General features: G+C 32.9%; 16 protein-coding genes and 1 riboswitch. Of the genes, 3 read left to right on the top strand and 13 right to left on the bottom strand.

The window, feature by feature from the left end:
* Nucleotides 1–159: 159 nt before the first annotated feature.
* A complete protein-coding gene (locus ACF91D_RS09950; protein WP_119624428.1) occupies nucleotides 160–978 on the bottom strand; it encodes a MetQ/NlpA family ABC transporter substrate-binding protein in 819 nt (272 codons plus the stop codon).
* Between the two features lie 64 nt (nucleotides 979–1,042).
* A riboswitch (SAM riboswitch) is annotated at nucleotides 1,043–1,147 on the bottom strand.
* Between the two features lie 166 nt (nucleotides 1,148–1,313).
* Nucleotides 1,314–2,072 (bottom strand): CPBP family intramembrane glutamic endopeptidase, encoded by a 759-nt coding sequence (locus ACF91D_RS09945; RefSeq protein WP_107527857.1) that lies wholly within the window; start codon nucleotides 2,070–2,072, stop codon nucleotides 1,314–1,316.
* Nucleotides 2,073–2,238: 166 nt separating this feature from the next.
* Between ACF91D_RS09945 and panE the strand changes: the two genes are divergently transcribed.
* Nucleotides 2,239–3,156 carry a 2-dehydropantoate 2-reductase gene (gene panE, locus ACF91D_RS09940; RefSeq protein WP_107527858.1) on the top strand — a complete coding sequence of 306 codons (918 nt, stop codon included), beginning with the start codon at nucleotides 2,239–2,241 and terminating at the stop codon, nucleotides 3,154–3,156.
* A 217-nt stretch (nucleotides 3,157–3,373) separates the two neighbouring features.
* Here the strand turns inward: panE and galU are convergent, their stop codons facing one another.
* From galU to bioB, 11 genes are all read right to left on the bottom strand, one after another.
* Complete coding sequence (galU, locus tag ACF91D_RS09935) at nucleotides 3,374–4,237, bottom strand: UTP--glucose-1-phosphate uridylyltransferase GalU (RefSeq protein ID WP_042740428.1); 864 nt, start codon at nucleotides 4,235–4,237, stop codon at nucleotides 3,374–3,376.
* 112 nt (nucleotides 4,238–4,349) lie between these two features.
* Nucleotides 4,350–5,888, bottom strand: coding sequence for a glycosyltransferase (locus ACF91D_RS09930; RefSeq protein ID WP_119624427.1), 1,539 nt, complete (start codon nucleotides 5,886–5,888; stop codon nucleotides 4,350–4,352).
* A 518-nt stretch (nucleotides 5,889–6,406) separates the two neighbouring features.
* A complete protein-coding gene (locus tag ACF91D_RS09925; protein ID WP_107526989.1) occupies nucleotides 6,407–7,762 on the bottom strand; it encodes a PTS ascorbate transporter subunit IIC in 1,356 nt (451 codons plus the stop codon).
* 19 nt (nucleotides 7,763–7,781) lie between these two features.
* The gene (locus ACF91D_RS09920; RefSeq protein WP_042740431.1) at nucleotides 7,782–8,066 is read right to left on the bottom strand and encodes a PTS sugar transporter subunit IIB; all 285 of its coding nucleotides are present in this window, start codon (nucleotides 8,064–8,066) and stop codon (nucleotides 7,782–7,784) included.
* Between the two features lie 5 nt (nucleotides 8,067–8,071).
* Nucleotides 8,072–8,506 (bottom strand): PTS sugar transporter subunit IIA, encoded by a 435-nt coding sequence (locus ACF91D_RS09915; protein WP_042740432.1) that lies wholly within the window; start codon nucleotides 8,504–8,506, stop codon nucleotides 8,072–8,074.
* A gap of 23 nt (nucleotides 8,507–8,529) precedes the next feature.
* Nucleotides 8,530–10,473: a BglG family transcription antiterminator gene (locus ACF91D_RS09910; RefSeq protein WP_107526988.1), complete on the bottom strand. Its 1,944-nt coding sequence runs from the start codon at nucleotides 10,471–10,473 to the stop codon at nucleotides 8,530–8,532.
* Between the two features lie 771 nt (nucleotides 10,474–11,244).
* Nucleotides 11,245–12,150 (bottom strand): type I pantothenate kinase, encoded by a 906-nt coding sequence (coaA, locus tag ACF91D_RS09905; RefSeq protein WP_232154390.1) that lies wholly within the window; start codon nucleotides 12,148–12,150, stop codon nucleotides 11,245–11,247.
* Between the two features lie 181 nt (nucleotides 12,151–12,331).
* Nucleotides 12,332–13,063 (bottom strand): amino acid ABC transporter ATP-binding protein, encoded by a 732-nt coding sequence (locus ACF91D_RS09900; protein WP_042740435.1) that lies wholly within the window; start codon nucleotides 13,061–13,063, stop codon nucleotides 12,332–12,334.
* Entirely contained in the window at nucleotides 13,060–13,779 is a 720-nt protein-coding gene (locus ACF91D_RS09895) for an amino acid ABC transporter permease (RefSeq protein WP_392436950.1), read from the bottom strand. Before ACF91D_RS09895 ends, ACF91D_RS09900 begins: the two co-directional genes overlap by 4 nt.
* The gene (locus ACF91D_RS09890; RefSeq protein ID WP_107526987.1) at nucleotides 13,763–14,563 is read right to left on the bottom strand and encodes an amino acid ABC transporter substrate-binding protein; all 801 of its coding nucleotides are present in this window, start codon (nucleotides 14,561–14,563) and stop codon (nucleotides 13,763–13,765) included. Before ACF91D_RS09890 ends, ACF91D_RS09895 begins: the two co-directional genes overlap by 17 nt.
* A gap of 525 nt (nucleotides 14,564–15,088) precedes the next feature.
* Nucleotides 15,089–16,075, bottom strand: coding sequence for a biotin synthase BioB (gene bioB / locus ACF91D_RS09885; protein ID WP_107526986.1), 987 nt, complete (start codon nucleotides 16,073–16,075; stop codon nucleotides 15,089–15,091).
* 266 nt (nucleotides 16,076–16,341) lie between these two features.
* On the opposite strand from bioB, the gene ACF91D_RS09880 reads away from it, so the two are divergent.
* Both ACF91D_RS09880 and ACF91D_RS09875 read left to right on the top strand, forming a co-directional pair.
* Nucleotides 16,342–17,451 carry a carbohydrate kinase gene (locus ACF91D_RS09880; protein WP_107526985.1) on the top strand — a complete coding sequence of 370 codons (1,110 nt, stop codon included), beginning with the start codon at nucleotides 16,342–16,344 and terminating at the stop codon, nucleotides 17,449–17,451.
* The gene (locus ACF91D_RS09875; RefSeq protein WP_107526984.1) at nucleotides 17,435–18,346 is read left to right on the top strand and encodes a pseudouridine-5'-phosphate glycosidase; all 912 of its coding nucleotides are present in this window, start codon (nucleotides 17,435–17,437) and stop codon (nucleotides 18,344–18,346) included. Before ACF91D_RS09880 ends, ACF91D_RS09875 begins: the two co-directional genes overlap by 17 nt.
* The last annotated feature ends 3 nt before the right edge of the window (nucleotides 18,347–18,349 follow it).

Below are 18,349 nucleotides of genomic sequence, written 5' to 3'. Positions count from 1 at the left end.
AGTTAATATCAGCAATTATATTGTAGGTCTATTTGACATTAAGAGCAAGTTACAATAAAACATTATTTTATATAATAAAAAAGCACTACTTATAATTTTTACAAGTAGTACCTTTTTACAATACGCATATATTCAAATCAAAATATGTTTTTTAAATAGTTATTTTTCATAAGGTATGACATCTTGTCCATATTTCTTTTCAATAAATGACTTCATATCTTTAGATTGTAATACCTTTAATAATTCTTGATACTTTTTATCATCTTTATGCCCTTTTTGAACTGCTATTATATTTGCAAAAGGTGATGATTTTCCTTCAACTGCAATTGCATCTTTATGTGGTGTTAGTCCATTATCAATTGCATAATTCGAATTCATAATAACCGCTGCGCCTTCTTTACTCTTGTATGTCTTAGGTAAAAATTCAGCACCTTGTTTATTATTAAACTTAAGTTGTTTTTTATTCTCAACTATATCATCAAACTTAGCATCCTCGATTTTGACACCTTTTTTAATTTTAATTAATCCTTTATCAACAAAGAATGATAAGAATCGACCTTCTTCTGCAGGATTATTCGATACATAAATTGTAGATCCTTTTGGAATATCTTTAATATTTTTATACTTTTGACTATAAACACCCATTGGCGTAGTGAATACCTTACCCACTTCTTCTATATTATAATTATGATCTTTTCTTTCTGCTTTAAGATAAGGTACATGTTGGAAAAAGTTTGCATCTACATCACCTTTATCTAATAATTTATTCGGTACTTTATAATCATTTACTGTTTTTATTTTTAAATCGTAGCCCTTTTTTGCCATTGCTTTTTTTGCGTGTTCTAATACCTCTCCGTGCGGCGCAGGTGATGCGGCAATAGTTATTTTTTTATTTGCTGCATCACTATTTGATTTGCCACAAGCAGCTAAAATACCAATTAAACTCAATAACAGAATTGCATATGTAAATTTTTTCATATCATCTCTCCTTATTATTCATATAAAAAATGCCTTCTCTAAATAAAGAGAAGGCATTCTGCTTCTCTCATCTTCGAAAGTTAAATACTTTCTGTGAATTAGCACCATTTCGTATTACGACGGTTGCTGGGTTTCATCGGGCACATCCCTCCACCACTCTTGATAAGAGTTATAACTATGTATTTGAATTTATTTAATCCTAGCATTTTGGTCATGTTTAGTCAATCTAATTTTTAGAATTTTCTGTATGCTTCGATTTCATATGCTTTATATTAACTTTTTGTTCCATGTGAAACAGCTTAATCCTATAGCTTTATAGCATGTTTCTATACTGTTCATCCCATAAATACCATAGCACAATATGCTATTAAATTATTTAATGCATGTAACGCTATCGCAACAGACAACTTTCGTCCTGATTTTAAATAAACATACGCGAGACCGATAGCAATAATTAAATACATCACAATTTCTAAAGGTGATTTCGCTTCTGTGACATGTAGTGAAGCAAAGATGATAACTGAAATGATAGACATCAACGTAAAGCTGAATTTCTTACCAAGTTCACCAATTAACAAATGCCTAAATAAAAATTCTTCATTAATCGGTGCAATAATCACAATAGAAAAAAATGCTAAAAACGTTGAAAATGGCGTAGCAAACATTTGCTCAATTAATTTATCATTTTCTGTTTCGTCAAATTTCCAAGACTCCGGAGCAAATAAATCTACCAATTCAGGATAAATTGCCTTTAGAATGAATAACACAATAAACGTGAGTATAATTAATTTCCAATACCGCTTCATATGTTTAATGCCTTGTGTCAAGCGGTCCTTAAAGGATCGTCTATAAAATAGTATCCATGTCCCAAATAAAATAATGAAGGCAATCAAATCTACAATTAACTGTATCATATTCAACATGTGATCATTCATTTGAAAAGCCTTATTTTCAGTTCCTAAATATAAAATAAATACAAAAATCGAACAAATTAAGGATAATGCAAATGTACTAACTAAATAGATAATCGGTAAAATAAAATCTAGCCATTTAATATCTTTCCATTTATATGTATATTTTCCTGATATTTTCATTGTATCCCCCTTTCACATTTTAAAATAACATAAAAATTAAATTGTATATATAGTTTTTCAAAATGCTGATCCCTTATAGTTATTGATTTATATGCGTAATTTATGGACGATTGTGGTATACAGTTATTAAATCCATAATACATATTTATAGGGGAGTTGTGTTTATATGCGAATTCTAGTCCTAGGTGCTGGTGGTATTGGCGGATATTTCGGTGGCCGTTTAGCTGAAAGTGGTCAGGATGTCACTTTTTTAGTTCGTCCAAAACGAAAGTCATACCTAGAAAGAAATGGTTTAGCTATCCATAGTGAAAATGGTGATTTCAACTTCAATCCTAAATTAATTACGCGAGATGATCGTGCCGAAGCATTCGACGTTGTACTACTCTCATCAAAGTCATATCACTTGGAACACGCTATCGAAGATTTACAACCATTTATACATCATAATACAGTCATTATTCCTCTACTTAATGGCATTGCACACATTCCTACATTGCAATCTGAGTTTGGTAAAAATAATATCATGGGAGGTTATTGCGTAATTGAAACCACGCTTGATACTTCTGGCGAGATTGTTCACACAAGTACATTCGACAAATTATTTTTCGGCGAATTAAATGGCGAGGATAGTCAACGTGCCAAACATATTGCGGAGGCTTTCTCAAATTCCAAGGCTCAATTTATCTTGAGCAACAATATCACACAAGGAATGTGGCACAAATATTTAATGATAACCGTATTATCAGGTGTTACAACATTAATGCATGCACCTATAGGCCCAATAAGAGATAGTGTCGGTGGTACTCAATTTATTGAATCATTATATAATGAAGTAGCCACTATTATGCGTGCAGAAGGCGCACCTTTAGATAACCAAATCGTTTCTAAATACATGAAAGCACTCACCCAATTATCCTATCATTTCAAAACTTCAATGCAGCGTGATATGGAAAAAGGTCTAAATATTGAAGCCGATCATTTACAAGGTCATTTGCTTAAATTAGCTGACCAACATCAAATTCAAGCACCACTATTAACAACAATTTATCAAAATCATAAAGTCTATAAAGAAATGTTGCAATAAATATATTGATAAATAGCAGTTGATGATTTTTGCGAAACTTAAATATATGCATGATTTCACACAAATCATCGTATTCTTTTGCACTTTAAAATATTATAAACAGTCATTAAAAAACGTCAATTTCTGCAGCTTTAGTTAGAAATTGACGTTCTTTTTTTACTAATTACATTGATTGATATGCCACATTACTAGCAGCAATTTATTTTATAAACCCAAATTATAAATCTAATGATTGAATATATGCTTTAACATCTTGAGACATTTCTTCATTATTTAAAGCAAATTGTATTGTTGTTTTAACAAAGCCTAGTTTTTCACCAACATCGTATCGTTCACCGTTAAAGTCAAATGCATAAACCTTATCATCTTTGTTTAATCGCTCAATCGCATCGGTCAATTGAATTTCGCCACCTGCACCAATTTCTTGTTTCTCTAGATAATCGAATATTTGTGGTGTTAATACATAACGCCCCATAATTGCTAAGTTTGAAGGCGCTGTTCCTGGTTCTGGTTTTTCTACAAATTTATTCACACTAAATAAACCTTCATTTGATTCAGCAGGATCGACAATACCATATCTATGCGTCTCATTTTCATTGACCTGTTGCACACCGATTATTGATTTTCCTGTATCATCATATTGATTCATTAATTGTTTAATTGCTGGTACTTCTGACTGAACAATATCGTCACCTAGTAATACAGCAAACGGTTCATTCCCGATAAATTGTTTTGCTGACCAAATTGCATGTCCTAAACCTTTTTGTTCCTTTTGTCTTACATAAAACATATTAGCCAAATTACTAGAATGTTGAACTTCATCTAGTAAGTCTTGCTTTCCTTTTTCTTCTAAAATCATTTCTAATTCCTTTTGATTATCGAAATGATCTTCAATAGCTCTTTTATGTTTACCTGTAACGATAATAATATCTTCAATACCTGCCGCTACAGCCTCTTCTACTATGTATTGAATCGTTGGTTTATCAAGGATTGGCAACATTTCTTTTGGCATTGCTTTCGTAGCAGGTAAGAATCTTGTCCCTAATCCTGCTGCTGGTATAATCGCTTTTTTTATTTTCATTTTTTCTCTCTCCTCCAAAGTGGCAAAAACTATATATTATTTATTCAATTAAGTGCTTATTTCATATAAATTTTTATAATCCTTAAACGGACTAATACTTAAAGTGTTATCACTATTTTATTTTATCAAAAATCTTACTAAATTTAGACTTTTTATGTGCTAATATCTGTAATAAATCCTTATAATTCTCTACAGCTGCTTTATATTTTAATCGCTCATTTGTACGTACATTCGTTAGTGGATATTCAACGATTTGAATCATTTTTTCTGCAAAATCTTCTATATTATTAGGTTCAACCAAGTATCCAGTTTTTCCTTCTTCAATAATTTCTCTAGGTCCATACTTAACATCATATGAAACAACTGGACAGCCTGCATCTATGCTTTCCATAATCGTTAAACCAAATCCTTCATAATTACTTGTTAATAAAGACGCTCTAGAATTGTTAAATTCAAGTAATGGATTATTAGTAAATTCATTAATTTCAACATATTCATTTAATTTATATACATCTATCAAATCTTGTATCATTTGTAATTGACCTGCTTCATCTTTGCCAAACATCACTAGTTTGGTAGTATAGCCCCTCTGTCTAAAACGATGATATGCTTTAATAAGATGATCTAATTGCTTTTGGTGGCCAAATCTTCCAATATAAATGAACCTATCTTGAGGTTGATCTTTGCTATATTTTGGGTTTTTTTGAAGTGTAAAATGAGGTATGACAGCAAATTTTTCATCTTCAATATCATAAACACTTTGAATATCTTGCTTTTGGTGTTCTGTTAAAACTAAATATTTCGTTACTTTTTCACTATGCTTTAATGCAAATTTAAATGAACCTTTTACTTCATCATTATTTAAATGTGAGTTATGTAATACTAATACGTTTTCCGTATTGTTTTTTTGGTTTAGCAATGGTCTATCTAAAAGTCTCGCATCGTTAAACACAATATCCCCATCCGTTAAACGTTCTTCAAAATAATATTCAAACAATTGTTTTTCAGTAGAAAAAGCTTTATACATTCTGCCTTTTTTATAAAGTTGTATAAGTACTAAGGTTGTTTTATCATCATCCGCAAAAAACTTTTCGCAATATTTGTTGCCATCCCTATCATAAAATTTCTCAGCGATTTTCCCATATCGCTTTGTAGAATAATATGTTTTCTTATGTAATTGACCAAATTCGTTATAATGCCAACGTTCTACTCTTTTCTTACAATAAGGGGTCATAAAATCCTCAAAGTCTAATACATCGCTATCTTGTCTATATTTACGATATAAAACATACTCATCACCATCATAGTAACGAACAATATTATTATTATTTTCATTAGCCTTATGTTTTAAACCTTTGATTTTACGCTTGGTTTTATAATATTTAGCCTTTTTTCTTTCCTTTGAATTAGGTGTATAAAGTAGATTATAATCTGCCAGCCAATCATATACATTCTCTACTTTTATGTTGGCACCTAACTTCCCATTACTTATAAAGCTTTCGATTACTTGATGGTAATCAGCATTATAATTCGTCGTTAAAATCGTATTCGTTGCAGAAAGTTCCTTATTCATTAACTGTATACGACTTAACAATGCTTTCGTACGTCCACCATGTATCGGTGGCAAAGTCGATGTAATTGTATACAACACTATATCCCACTCCCTTGTATCACTAAATTAAATAACATTTTTATTCTAACACGCTATGTATGGTTTTTATAAACTTTTGCACGTTGCAATATTATTATTTTAGAAATAACTGTAGTTTATATTAATTTTCCACTTAAATGATACTTTATTTACCATTAACTAAGGATGATTAAGATATAAATACCGATTCAAGAAACAATATAATTCCTATGCTCGAGCTATCAAAAGTACTTGTGATGTAAATTCACTTTATCAAAACAAAAAAGAGCTATTCCATAATGGCTTAGCTCTTTTTAATGTATATTTATCATTTTTTTGACAGCGTTTTGGCGAGACTCCTGAGGGAACAGGACGAGCTGAAGACTACAGGCTGAAGCTGTCCCCTAGGAAAGCGAGCCATTTATGCGAAATAGCAAATAAAAATAGCACCCAGATAATTATAATTCAATCATCTGAATGCTACTTTTCTTAGATTAATACCCTTAGTTATTAATTATATTTAGGCTTAATTTAGTAGCCTATTTATTGTTTACATGTTTATTAACACGTTTTTGGAATAAGATCGAAATACCTGCTATCAATAAGATTAAAACAATAATGCCAATTAATCCTAGGTATTTTGCTATATTACCAAATATGATACCTACAACAAGGAAATCAGTATCTGAGAATGTAGTCGCAGCTCCACCTAAATCACCTAAGAATGGTAGGAAGATTAATGGTAAGAAGGTAATCAACAGACCATTCAATGCAGCACCTGCAACCGCACCACGTATACCGCCACGTGCATTACCAAATACTCCTGCAGTAGCACCTAAGAAGAAATGCGCAACTACTCCGGGTAGAATGACTACACCCCCGAAGAGGAATAAGACAAACATACCTAACACACCTACAATAAAGCTGACAAAGAATCCAATTAACACAGCATTTTGTGCGTAAGGAAAGACAATTGGACAATCCAATGCCGGTTTTGTATTTGGCACTAACTTTTCTGAAATACCTTTAAATGCAGGTACAATTTCTGCAAGAATTAAACGCACACCAGTCAAGATAATAAATACACCTGCAGCAAATGTCACACCTTGAATTAATGAAAAAACAATAAAGTTTTGGCCATTACTAATTTCACTATGTACATAGTCGGGTGTGGCAAATAGTGACGCTACAACGTATAGAATAATCATTGTTAATGAAATGCTAATAGTACTTTCTCGTAAAAAACTTAATCCCTTTGGAAAATTAATGTCCTCCGTAGATTTCGATTTCCCTTTAAACAATTTACCAATTTGCCCTGCTGCCCAATAACTTATCGTTCCAAAATGCCCTAGAGCAACTTGATCATTGCCTGTTATTTTACGCATTGTTGGTTGTGCCAATGCTGGTAATATGGCCATAATAAGCCCTAGAATTACAGAACCAATAATGACAGTCATTGTGCCTGTAATATGTCCTACAGATAATAATATAGCCAAAAACGCTGCCATATAAAATGTATGATGTCCTGTTAAAAAGATATATTTCAAGTTCGTTACACGCGCTATAATAATATTTACGATCATCCCAAACACCATAATTAACGCAGCTGTAGTACCATATTTTTCTAGTGCAATAGAAATAATTGCCTCGTTGTTAGGAACAACACCTTGTACACCAAATGCATGTTGAAAGATCTTGCCAAAGGGTTCTAAAGATTGTGTCACTACATTTGCACCAGCGCTCAATACTAAGAATCCTAAAATTGTTTTAATTGTTCCTGAAGTCACATCTGCTGCTGATTTCTTTTGTACAATTAACCCTATTAAAGCAATTAAAGCAACAAGAATTGCAGGTTGACTCAAGACATCCACTATAAAATCAAGTATCGGTTTCATTCAACTACCTCCCAACTTGTTATAAAATATTTAATTCCGTTAACTTATCATTTAATTTTGATTGCAATTCATCTTTGTCCAAAATATTATCTAATACTAGAACATCACCTAAATTTTTTGTGTTTTCTTCTAAATCTCTGCCACATATAAATAAATCTGCCATATCAGGGCTGGCTGTCATCACATCACTATGTTCAACCTTTATATCTTCTGGGGCATTTAATTGTTTCAATGCTTCTTGAGCATTCATTTCAACCATAAAGCTACTCCCTAAACCATGACCACATACAACTAAAATTTTCATTTTCATCATTCTCCTTTAAATATCTGTTTAATTTCTGCTACGTCTGTAGCAGCTAATAATTTATTTACTGTCTCTTTATCACTTAATGTTGAAGCTAACGTTCTAAGAATTTCTAAATGTCCTTCGTTGTCTACTGCACTTAATACAAATATGAGACTAGCGAAATGATTATCTTGTGAAAAATTAATATGTTGATTTAATTTCAACAAGCTTAATCCTACTTGCTTTACATCTTCATTTGGTCTTGCGTGTGCAATAGCAATCTCTGGTGCAATTACAATATAAGGTCCAAGTTCCTTTACGCTGTTAATCATCGCGTCAATATAACTCTTTTCAAAATAGCCTTGCTGTAACAATGGGTGTGATGCTATATCAATAGCTTGTTCCCAATTATCTACTGCATCCTTGATCTGTATCTTATCTAGCGTTAATATTTCCAAACGCTTTACCCTCCTCTATCATGCTATGATTTACTGACATCTTTTATCCAGTTCATAATTTGACGCTTGTCACCTGAGAACAAATCCTCTCTTCCTCGCGCATCCATTATCCATTCACTCAATTGTCGCAGTGCATTTAAATGTATTTGTGGCTGTTTGGTAGCTAAAGTTACAACAATATAGACAGGATCATATTGACTGTGATTGAACGTAATACCATTGGTGTAATGTACCAAACTAAAGCCTACAGACTGTTTCACATGTTCATGTTTTGCATGTATGAGTGCTATATGTGGGCTAATTACCATATAAGGTCCAAAGTTCTCCAACTGCGTTATGATGTCATCGGCATATCCACCATCGACAATACCGTCCGCTTCTAATAATTCAACACATTGCTGAATTGCCTTATCACGTGATACTGATTGTTGTTCTGTTAATACTCTAGTCTCAGATAACACCTCTATCAAATTAGGACCCATACGCTTAGTTTCTGCTACATACTGTTCACGTGCCTGATTAATAATCTCATTGAGTTGTTGTCGGTCACTTTTATTTAAAAAAGGACTCACCTGGACTACAGGTACTGTTGATTGTTCGAAAGGTACTGTCGAGATAATGTAATCTATCTTTTCATGCTTTAACAAAGTATCATTGACTTCATAAATAGAGTAAGCATCAACAATTTCCAATTCAGGATAAATATGGCTCAATCTACTTTTCAATAGTTGGGATGTCCCAACACCCGAACCACACAACAGTATGACCTTTATCTTCTGACCACTACGTTTACTAATACGTTCAATTGCCGAAGCAAAATGTAAGGTAATATACGATAATTCATCTGCTGTAAATGAAATTTGGAAAAGTTCTTCAATCCCCCAAATGTGACGTTGAATACTTTCTATCAATTGTTGATATTCCTTCTGTATCTCATCATTTAAAGGATTAGGGTGACTCATTTCAAATTGCAAGCGGTGTATGGCTGGTCTTAGATGAACAACTAAACCATTTAATAATTTATTATCAGCCATTAAATCAATGCCTAAATCTCCGCTCATTCTTTCAATGAGTTGCTCAACCATGATTTCTAAGTCGTCCACCACATTGTCGTCATCATGTATATCTGATGTCTTAGCTCCTAATAAATGCAAAGTTATAAACGCCGCTTCACTCTTAGGGAATGTAATATTAAAGTTAGATTCCAGTTGTGATTGAATTTGTTTCGCCACAATAAATTGACTTGTTTGAGCTAATTTTTGATATTCTGTTGTAGGTATATCAAATACAAAATCTTCTCTAGTGCGATGTATGGCAATTAATATATGATATATCAAACCATCGATAGCACTTTGAACAAGTTGATATTGTGTTTCAAACAATGTCTCAGTTACTGTACGCCGTATAGATTCTAGCTCTTTATTCGAAAACAACTGATGTCCAATGTTATGTGTATGTGTTTGAAAGTATGCATTTACTCTATCTGCATATGCTTTTCTATAATTACTTTCATCACCTTTAATCACAAAGCCTTTATTTTTAACATATTCCAATCTTAAACCTTGTGACTCTACCCAACTCTGTACACGTTTCAAATCTTCCACTATCGTTCTTCGAGATACAGAAACCAATGACGCTAAAGATTGAGATGATGTAGGTTCAATAGACTCAAATAGCTTTAAGATAATATAGAGTACGCGTTCGTCCCTAGAATAATGCATAGCAATATTAGAAAATTGAACTGATTCACTCTTCATATATTCTGAGTGACGCTTAATTTTAATACCTTTATTTTTATTACGTGCAATCTCAAGTGACAATTGCTGCGCCATACTTTCCAGGTATTCTAGATCATACTGAATCGTTCTTTCTGAAACATTAAACTGCATTGCTAAATGATGAATAGTCGCAAAACCTTCTTTTTCCAGTAAGAAAGTTAATATTTGTTGCTGCCTCTTACTTAACACATCAGCAACCTCCTTACACCTTTATTGTAAACGCTTTCTAATAACTGTAGATGTGTAATCTCATTCGTCTTTAAATACGAAAAATTGCACATCCAATTCGAAAGTTAATTTATCGTAACATAATCCAAATAAATATTTATTATATATATGATTTCTTATTGCTCGCTACATTAAATAACATAATAAAATAGGTCTGGTACATTAGTCTTTCAGACTTAAATAAAATCGATGATTTTCACAGTAAAAACCCTCGATTTTATTTAAAGCATCGTAACTTAACTCACTATTCATTTTTGTTTTATCTCAGTGATAAATTCAGTTTCAATCAATTTCTTATAAAGTTAAATTGACTTTTGCATTCTCTTTTGTAGTAATAACATATATGAACCTCGTATTGTTTGCGAGACACCTGAGGGAGCAGGATGCGTGTCGAGACCAAGGCTCGACCCAGCCCCACCTAGGTAAGCGAGCAATACGAATCAGAAAGATAGATAGAATATCTCCTTTTACCTAGTATGATGGAGTGTGTGTAAAGAGATTGAATTATATTAAAATCGTTTATCTTGATATTTACTGCTTATAATTTCGCAGTATTGTTTGCGAGACACCTGAGGGAGCAGGATGCGTGTCGAGACCATGGCTCGACCCAGCCCCCTAGGTAAGCGAGCAATACAATACTGCGTATCGATATAAACAACAAGCCCATCAAAGATATTTGATCTTTGATGGGCTTAATGCTCGGTAATTATGTCCCAGATTCATTGCTAATGGTTATATTTTTTGGAAATGTAAATAATCAATTTCATGGTTATGTCCCTTATGTAAGACTAGATCCGCACGTTTACGTGTCGGCATAATATTTTCTTTGATATTGATTTCATTGATTGATTGCCAAATATCTAGGGCTAAACGCTGCGTTTCTTCATAACTTAAATCTTTGTATTGATAGAAATGGGATTGTTTATTTTGAAATGCTTCACTTTGTAGTTTAAAGAAACGTTGTACATACCATTGTTTCATTTGTTCAATTTCTGCATCTAAATATATTTTATAATCTAAATAATCACTGACTAATTCCTCAGAATAATTATTTGTCTGAAAAATATTTACCCCTTCGATAATTAATACATCTGGTTGATTGATAAAGTGATATGCATCTTGCAGCCTATCATATGTTAAATGAGAATAAGTATAGGTTGGTACATTCTCTTCACCACTCTTAATTTTCTTTAAATCAGTAATGAGTTGATTTGTTTCGTAACTTTCTGGAAATCCTTTTTTAGACATTAAATCACGTTCTAACAATGTTTTCTTTGGATAAATATAACCATCCGTCGTAATTAGCTCTACTTTCCAGTTAGGATTATATGAACGCATCAGTTCTAACAACAATCTAGACATCGTACTCTTTCCTACAGAGACACCACCCGTAATACCAATAATAAATGGTATAGACTGGTTCTTAGCTAGCATATGATCTTTGACAAATGACATAAATGATTTCTCCGCTTTTACCTTCTCTGTTAAAAATTGAACAAGCGGTATGTATATATCATTGATTTCTTTATGGGTTAATTTATCATTAAGACTCACAATCTCATTTAAATCTAGTTGTTCGGTTGCTATATTTTTTGAAAAGGTATTTTGTTGCCACTCGTTTCGTGTGTAATAAATCACTTTCATTATCTCCCTTATAAGACATACGATACTTTATGTTCTGATTACATATAACACATAGCCCTATTGTACGCCGTTAATTTATATATATATGATTAAGCAAATTCAAAATTATTTTATCATAATATAGAAAAACATCCTTAGCATTGGACCTAACCACTTTGCTAAGGATGTTCTTATTTTAAACTTCACGTATAATATTTAAAAATCGTTGTAATTCTGCAGTTTCTGGGTGATTAAAAATTTGCTCTGGCGGTCCTTGCTCAGCAATCACGCCTTCATGGATAAAGATTGTTTTATTTGATACTTCTTTAGCAAAGCGCATTTCATGTGTAACAATCACCATTGTCATACCTTCATTAGCTAAATCCTTGATAACACGTAACACCTCATTAACTAATTCTGGATCTAATGCTGATGTTGGTTCATCAAAAAGCATCACTTTCGGATTCATCGCTAAAGCACGGGCAATTGCGACACGCTGTTGTTGCCCACCAGACAATGCATTCGGTCGTTGGTCTTTTACAGCTGTCAATCCAACACGTTCAAGCAATCGAAGTGCTTGTTGTTCTGCGTCTGCCTTTTTGACTTTTTTGACCGTTACAAGACCTTCCATGACATTTTCCAGTGCCGTCTTATGCGGAAATAAATTATAGTTCTGGAATACCATACCAGATTGTTTTCTAACTGCAATTTGTGATTTTTTGTCATCATTTTTATAAGACATGCCATTCACATACACAACACCTTCAGTAGGTAATTCAAGTGCATTCATCATACGTAACAAGGTTGTCTTACCAGAACCAGATCTACCAATCAACGTGACTACTTCACCTTTATCAACTGTCAAATCGATACCTTTGATTACTTCTTTATCGTCGAAAGATTTTTTTATATTTTTCAATTCAATCATGAGCGGTACCCTCTTTCAAGATAAGATTCATAGAAGTTCTGTACGATTGAAATAATAAAACAAACAACCCAATACATAAGTGCCACTAAACAATAAATCGTTAAATATTCATAGGTTGTTGAGGCAACTTCTTGAGACTTTCTAAACATTTCTCCAACGAGAATAAATCCAAGTAATGATGTATCCTTGATTAAGCTCAAGAATGTGTTACCTAAAGCTGGCACAGACACCCGAATTGCTTGTGGCAAAATAATACGCTGTACCGTTTGACGGTAATTCATACCAATAGAATATGCCGCTTCTGTTTGTCCTTTAGGAATAGACATAATACCACCACGAATGATTTCAGAGGCATATGCACCAACATTAAATGATAAACCAATAATAGCTGCCACGACTGGTGCTAATGTCCATTGATTGTCTGAATCATTAGTAAATAAACGTCCTAATTCTGGAATACCGTAAAAGATAATGAATAACTGAACAATCATCGGTGTCCCACGAATGATTGAAATGTAAAAACGGGCAATTCCTCTTAGCACTTTACTCGTTGAAATACGCATGAGTGCGGTGATCAGTGCAATAATCAATCCCAATACAAAAGTAACTAATGTAATTGGAATAGAATATTTCACTAAGCCTTCTAGCATAGGTAAGAAGGCTTGCCCCGCAGCATCCAAAGCATGTTGTTGTTCATCATTAAGGTTTAGAAACATCTTCACCAAACCATTTCTTACTTATTTTTGCTAATTCACCATTATCTTTTAATTTTTTAAGTGCTTTATTCACTTTTTTAATTGTTTTGTCATCTTCTTTTTTAGTGAACGTCAATGCTGATTGGCTCTTCTCAGCATCACCTTCAATTGCTTTTACTTTGGCATTAGGTTTTTGTTTTTTATAATCTAGATATGAAACTTTATCATTAAATGTTCCATCTACGCGATTTGATTGTAATAAATCCATCGCTTGGTTGAAACCGTCTACTTTAGTCAGTTCAGCGCCTTTTGATTTAGCTAATTTACCATAGTTAGAAGTAAATGTTTGAGCTAACTTTTTACCTTTTACATCATTAAATGACTTGATGTCTTTATTATTTTTATTTACAACCAATACTGCTTTTGAATAAGTGTATGGTTCAGAGAACTTGTATTTTTCTTTACGTTCTTTATTAATACCTACTTGGTTTGCAATAACATTAAATCGTCCTGAATCTAAACCTGCAAACATTGAGTCCCATTGTGTTTCTTTAAATTTAACTTTGTAACCCATTTCTTTTGCTACTGCTTTCATTACTTCAATATCATAACCTGTTAGTTTCCCTTTTTTATCATGATAAGTGAAAGGCGCATATGTTCCTTCAGTACCCACTATAAATGTTTTGTCTTGGCTTACTGTTTTTGTCTTGCTGTCGCTGTTTTTCTTGTCAGAATCATTATTACCACATGCTGCTAATGCTAGCACTAATACTAATGTAATAACACTATACAAAATTTTCTTCATTTCCTAACCCCTATTCTTATTAAACTAATCGGAATAAAAGTATTCTATTCCTAAGATCGTATTTAGTCAATAACTTTTTTTACAAATATTGTAATTAATTTTTAACTACCCTTAATTACTATGAACTAACACAGATACATTTATTATCCCTATGGTTCAATTAACCATTAGTCCTGTTTATTTAAGTCAATTGTACTTCTGACACTTGATAGCATTATTTCCATACTTCTTGTTCAATCCATCCTAGGATAAATAATCTATTAAAGTGTTTTAGCAATAGCTACGCTGTCTGATAACCTCAAAGACAGTTAGCGTGTATGTATATTAATTGATTCATAAGAATTTCTTGTAGTTTATTCAACAATGAACCTTTACTTTCACCAACACATTAATTGTAAGACCCATATAAATAGAACATAAAAATAGACAAACTCAATATAAAAAACGATGAGAGCTTGTCTTAATTTTAGGACCAAATGTTCCTGTTCAATTTCAGTTTTAAATCATCTTCCTAAATAATTTTAACTATTGTTGTGCTTCAGGTACGAGGTTATCATAGTCAATTTCAAATCCCATATCTTTAATCATATCGAAATCCATTTTGTTTGGTTGACCACCCGTTATCAAGTAATCTCCTACGAAAATTGAATTCGCAACCATCAGTGACATCGATTGTAAGGCTCTTAAATTAACCTCTCTACCACCAGCTATTCTAATTTCTTTTGTTGGGTTAACCAGTCTAAACAATGCTAGAATACGCATACATTTCATTGGTGTCAACTCATCCATGTCACCAAACTTTGTACCTTTAATAGGGTGCAAAAAGTTAATCGGGATACTGTCTGCATCTATTTCTTTAAGCGCAAATGCCATATCAACTCTATCTTGTAAACTTTCTCCCATTCCACAAATGACCCCTGAACAAGGTGAAATATTATGTTTCTTCATTGTTTCAACTGTATCAACACGTTGTTGATATTTATGTGTCGTAACAACATTATCATGATAATTTTCACTTGTATTTAAATTGTGGTTATATCGATCCACTCCTGCATCTTTTAATTTAACTGCATGTTCATCTTTCGCAATACCCAGACAGGCACAAATTTTTAATTGTGGATGTGCTTGCTTTATATCTTTTACAGTATCAGCAATATAATCAACCTCTTTATCACTTGGCCCTCTGCCACTCATCACAATACAATATGTACCAATATTATTATCATGTGCAACTTCTGCACCTTCAGAAATCTTTTCTTTATCTACTAAACCATAGCGTGTTTTCTTTTTCATATCTCGTGATTGACCACAGTATCCACAATCTTCCGGGCAAATACCACTTTTAGCATTTAATATCATATTTAATTTAACTTTATGTCCGTAATAATGTTTACGTAACTGATATGCTTGATCCACCATTTCTAATGTATCAATAGTATTATCTGTATATATTTCATATGCTTCTGACGGCGTTAATGCGTCACCTTCTAAAATACGCTTTGCAATATTCAATCTAAATTCCCCCTATTTCAATTTATTTGATTATATCATTAATGTAAACCTATTTCATTTATAAGTTTACATTATCTGATTTAAACGTTTTTGAAAATTAAAAGCAGCCATTTTTATTAATTTTTGTATAAAGTGACAAATCGAAAGAATATTTTTTACATATGTAAGCGTATACATAATGTAACCCTCATGCTAATCTCGTAGTAAGCTAAACATTTGTTTAATTTGTAAACTTTTGTTTAAAAAACACAGAAAGGAGCACGTCAATGAATAAAAATGAGGAACAGGTCTTACAACGCATCGAAAATAATCCTTTCATATCTCAGCAAGAATTAGCTGAAGCGATAGGATTATCACGCCCTGCTGTCGCTAATATCATCTCAGGCTTAATTAAGAAAGAGTATGTTTTAGGTAAAGCCTATGTATTAAATGAAGATTATCCGATTGTCTGCATTGGAGCAGCTAATCTTGATAGAAAATTCAATGTTATCAAAGATTTAGAGCCTGAAACTTCAAATCCTGTTACCTCCACTCGTTCGGTAGGTGGTGTCGCACGTAATATTGCCGAGAATTTAGGTCGTATGGGAGAAACGGTAGCGTTTCTTTCCGTCTGTGGCAATGACAGTGAATGGGATATGATTCATAAACTTTCGAGCCCATTTATGAACTTGGATCATGTACAAGCTATAGAAAGTGCCAATACCGGTTCTTATACTGCACTTATCGATGCAAACGGTAATATGCAATATGGTTTAGCAGATATGGAGGTATACAACTACATTACACCCGAATTTTTAATTAAACGTACACATCTATTAATTAAAGCAAAATGCATTGTTGTAGATTTGAATTTGGATAAAAGTGCGATGGACTTCCTATGCGCTTATTCAGAAAAGCATAATATTAAACTCGTTGTTATTCCTGTTTCTTCACCAAAAATGAAAAACATGCCGACATCATTACATGCAATTGATTGGTTGATTATTAATAGAGATGAATCAGAATCTTACTTCAATACAAGCATTACTGATGATTCTGACTTACGTAAAGTAGCTAAACGCTTTAATGATGCTGGCGTTTCAAACGTCATAATAACGAATGGGATTAAAAATTTTATCTACCGTAGCGACAGCGAAGAACACATTAAATCAGTAATTAAGTCAAATCGTGTTGTCGATGTAACTGGTGCTGGGGATTCCTTTTCAAGTGCAGTTATTTTTAGTTGGATACACCATTTTGACATCGATACTATTTTAACTGCCGGAATGGTAAATGCATTAAAAACAATTGAAACGCAATACACAGTTAGACAAAACTTAGATAAACAACAATTACTTAGAGACGTGGAGGATTTTAAACATGGAACAATATATTGAATTTTCACAAGAAGTTATAACCGCTAAACAACAAGGAAAGCCAATTGTCGCACTAGAATCAACGATTATCTCACATGGCATGCCTTATCCACAAAACGTGAAAATGGCAAAAACAGTTGAAGATATTATTAGAAAGGAAGGTGCCATCCCAGCAACAATAGCCATAATAGACGGCAAAATAAAAATCGGACTAGAAGAAGATGAACTAGAATTACTTGCTTCAAGCTCAGAAGTTATTAAAGTGTCACGCAGAGATTTAGCCGAAACCATTGCTACTAACAGAATCGGTGCAACCACTGTAGCTTCAACAATGATTTGTGCTGAATTAGCTGGCATACAATTTTTCGTGACGGGAGGTATCGGAGGTGTCCACCAAGGTGTTGAACACACAATGGATATTTCCGCTGATTTAGAGGAGCTCGCACAAACCAATGTGACGGTAATTTGTTCTGGAGCTAAATCTATACTCGATTTACCTAAGACAATGGAATATTTAGAAACTAAAGGTGTCCCCGTTATTGGATATCAAACTGCAGAATTACCAGCATTTTTCACACGTGAAAGTGGCATTAAATTAAATAGCACTGCAGCTGATGTTCACAGTATCGCTAATATTTGTCATACAAAAAACACATTAAAGTTATCAGGTGGCATCGTTGTAGCTAATCCTGTACCAACCGAACATGCACTAGATAAAGATTATATAAATAACATTATCAGTCAAGCTGTAAAGCAAGCTGAAGAACAAGGTGTAACAGGAAAAGATTCGACACCATTCTTATTAAAATACATCGTAGAGCAAACAAATGGTAAAAGTTTAGAAACTAATATCAAATTAGTAGAAAACAACGCATTTGTCGGAGCACAAATTGCTGTTGCCTTTAATAAATTGTAGGTG

This window comes from Staphylococcus sp. 231237_7MaSpsaltlick, from assembly GCF_043107035.1.
Note: the sequence above shows the minus strand (reverse complement) of the source record. Positions and strands in the feature narration are given on the sequence as shown.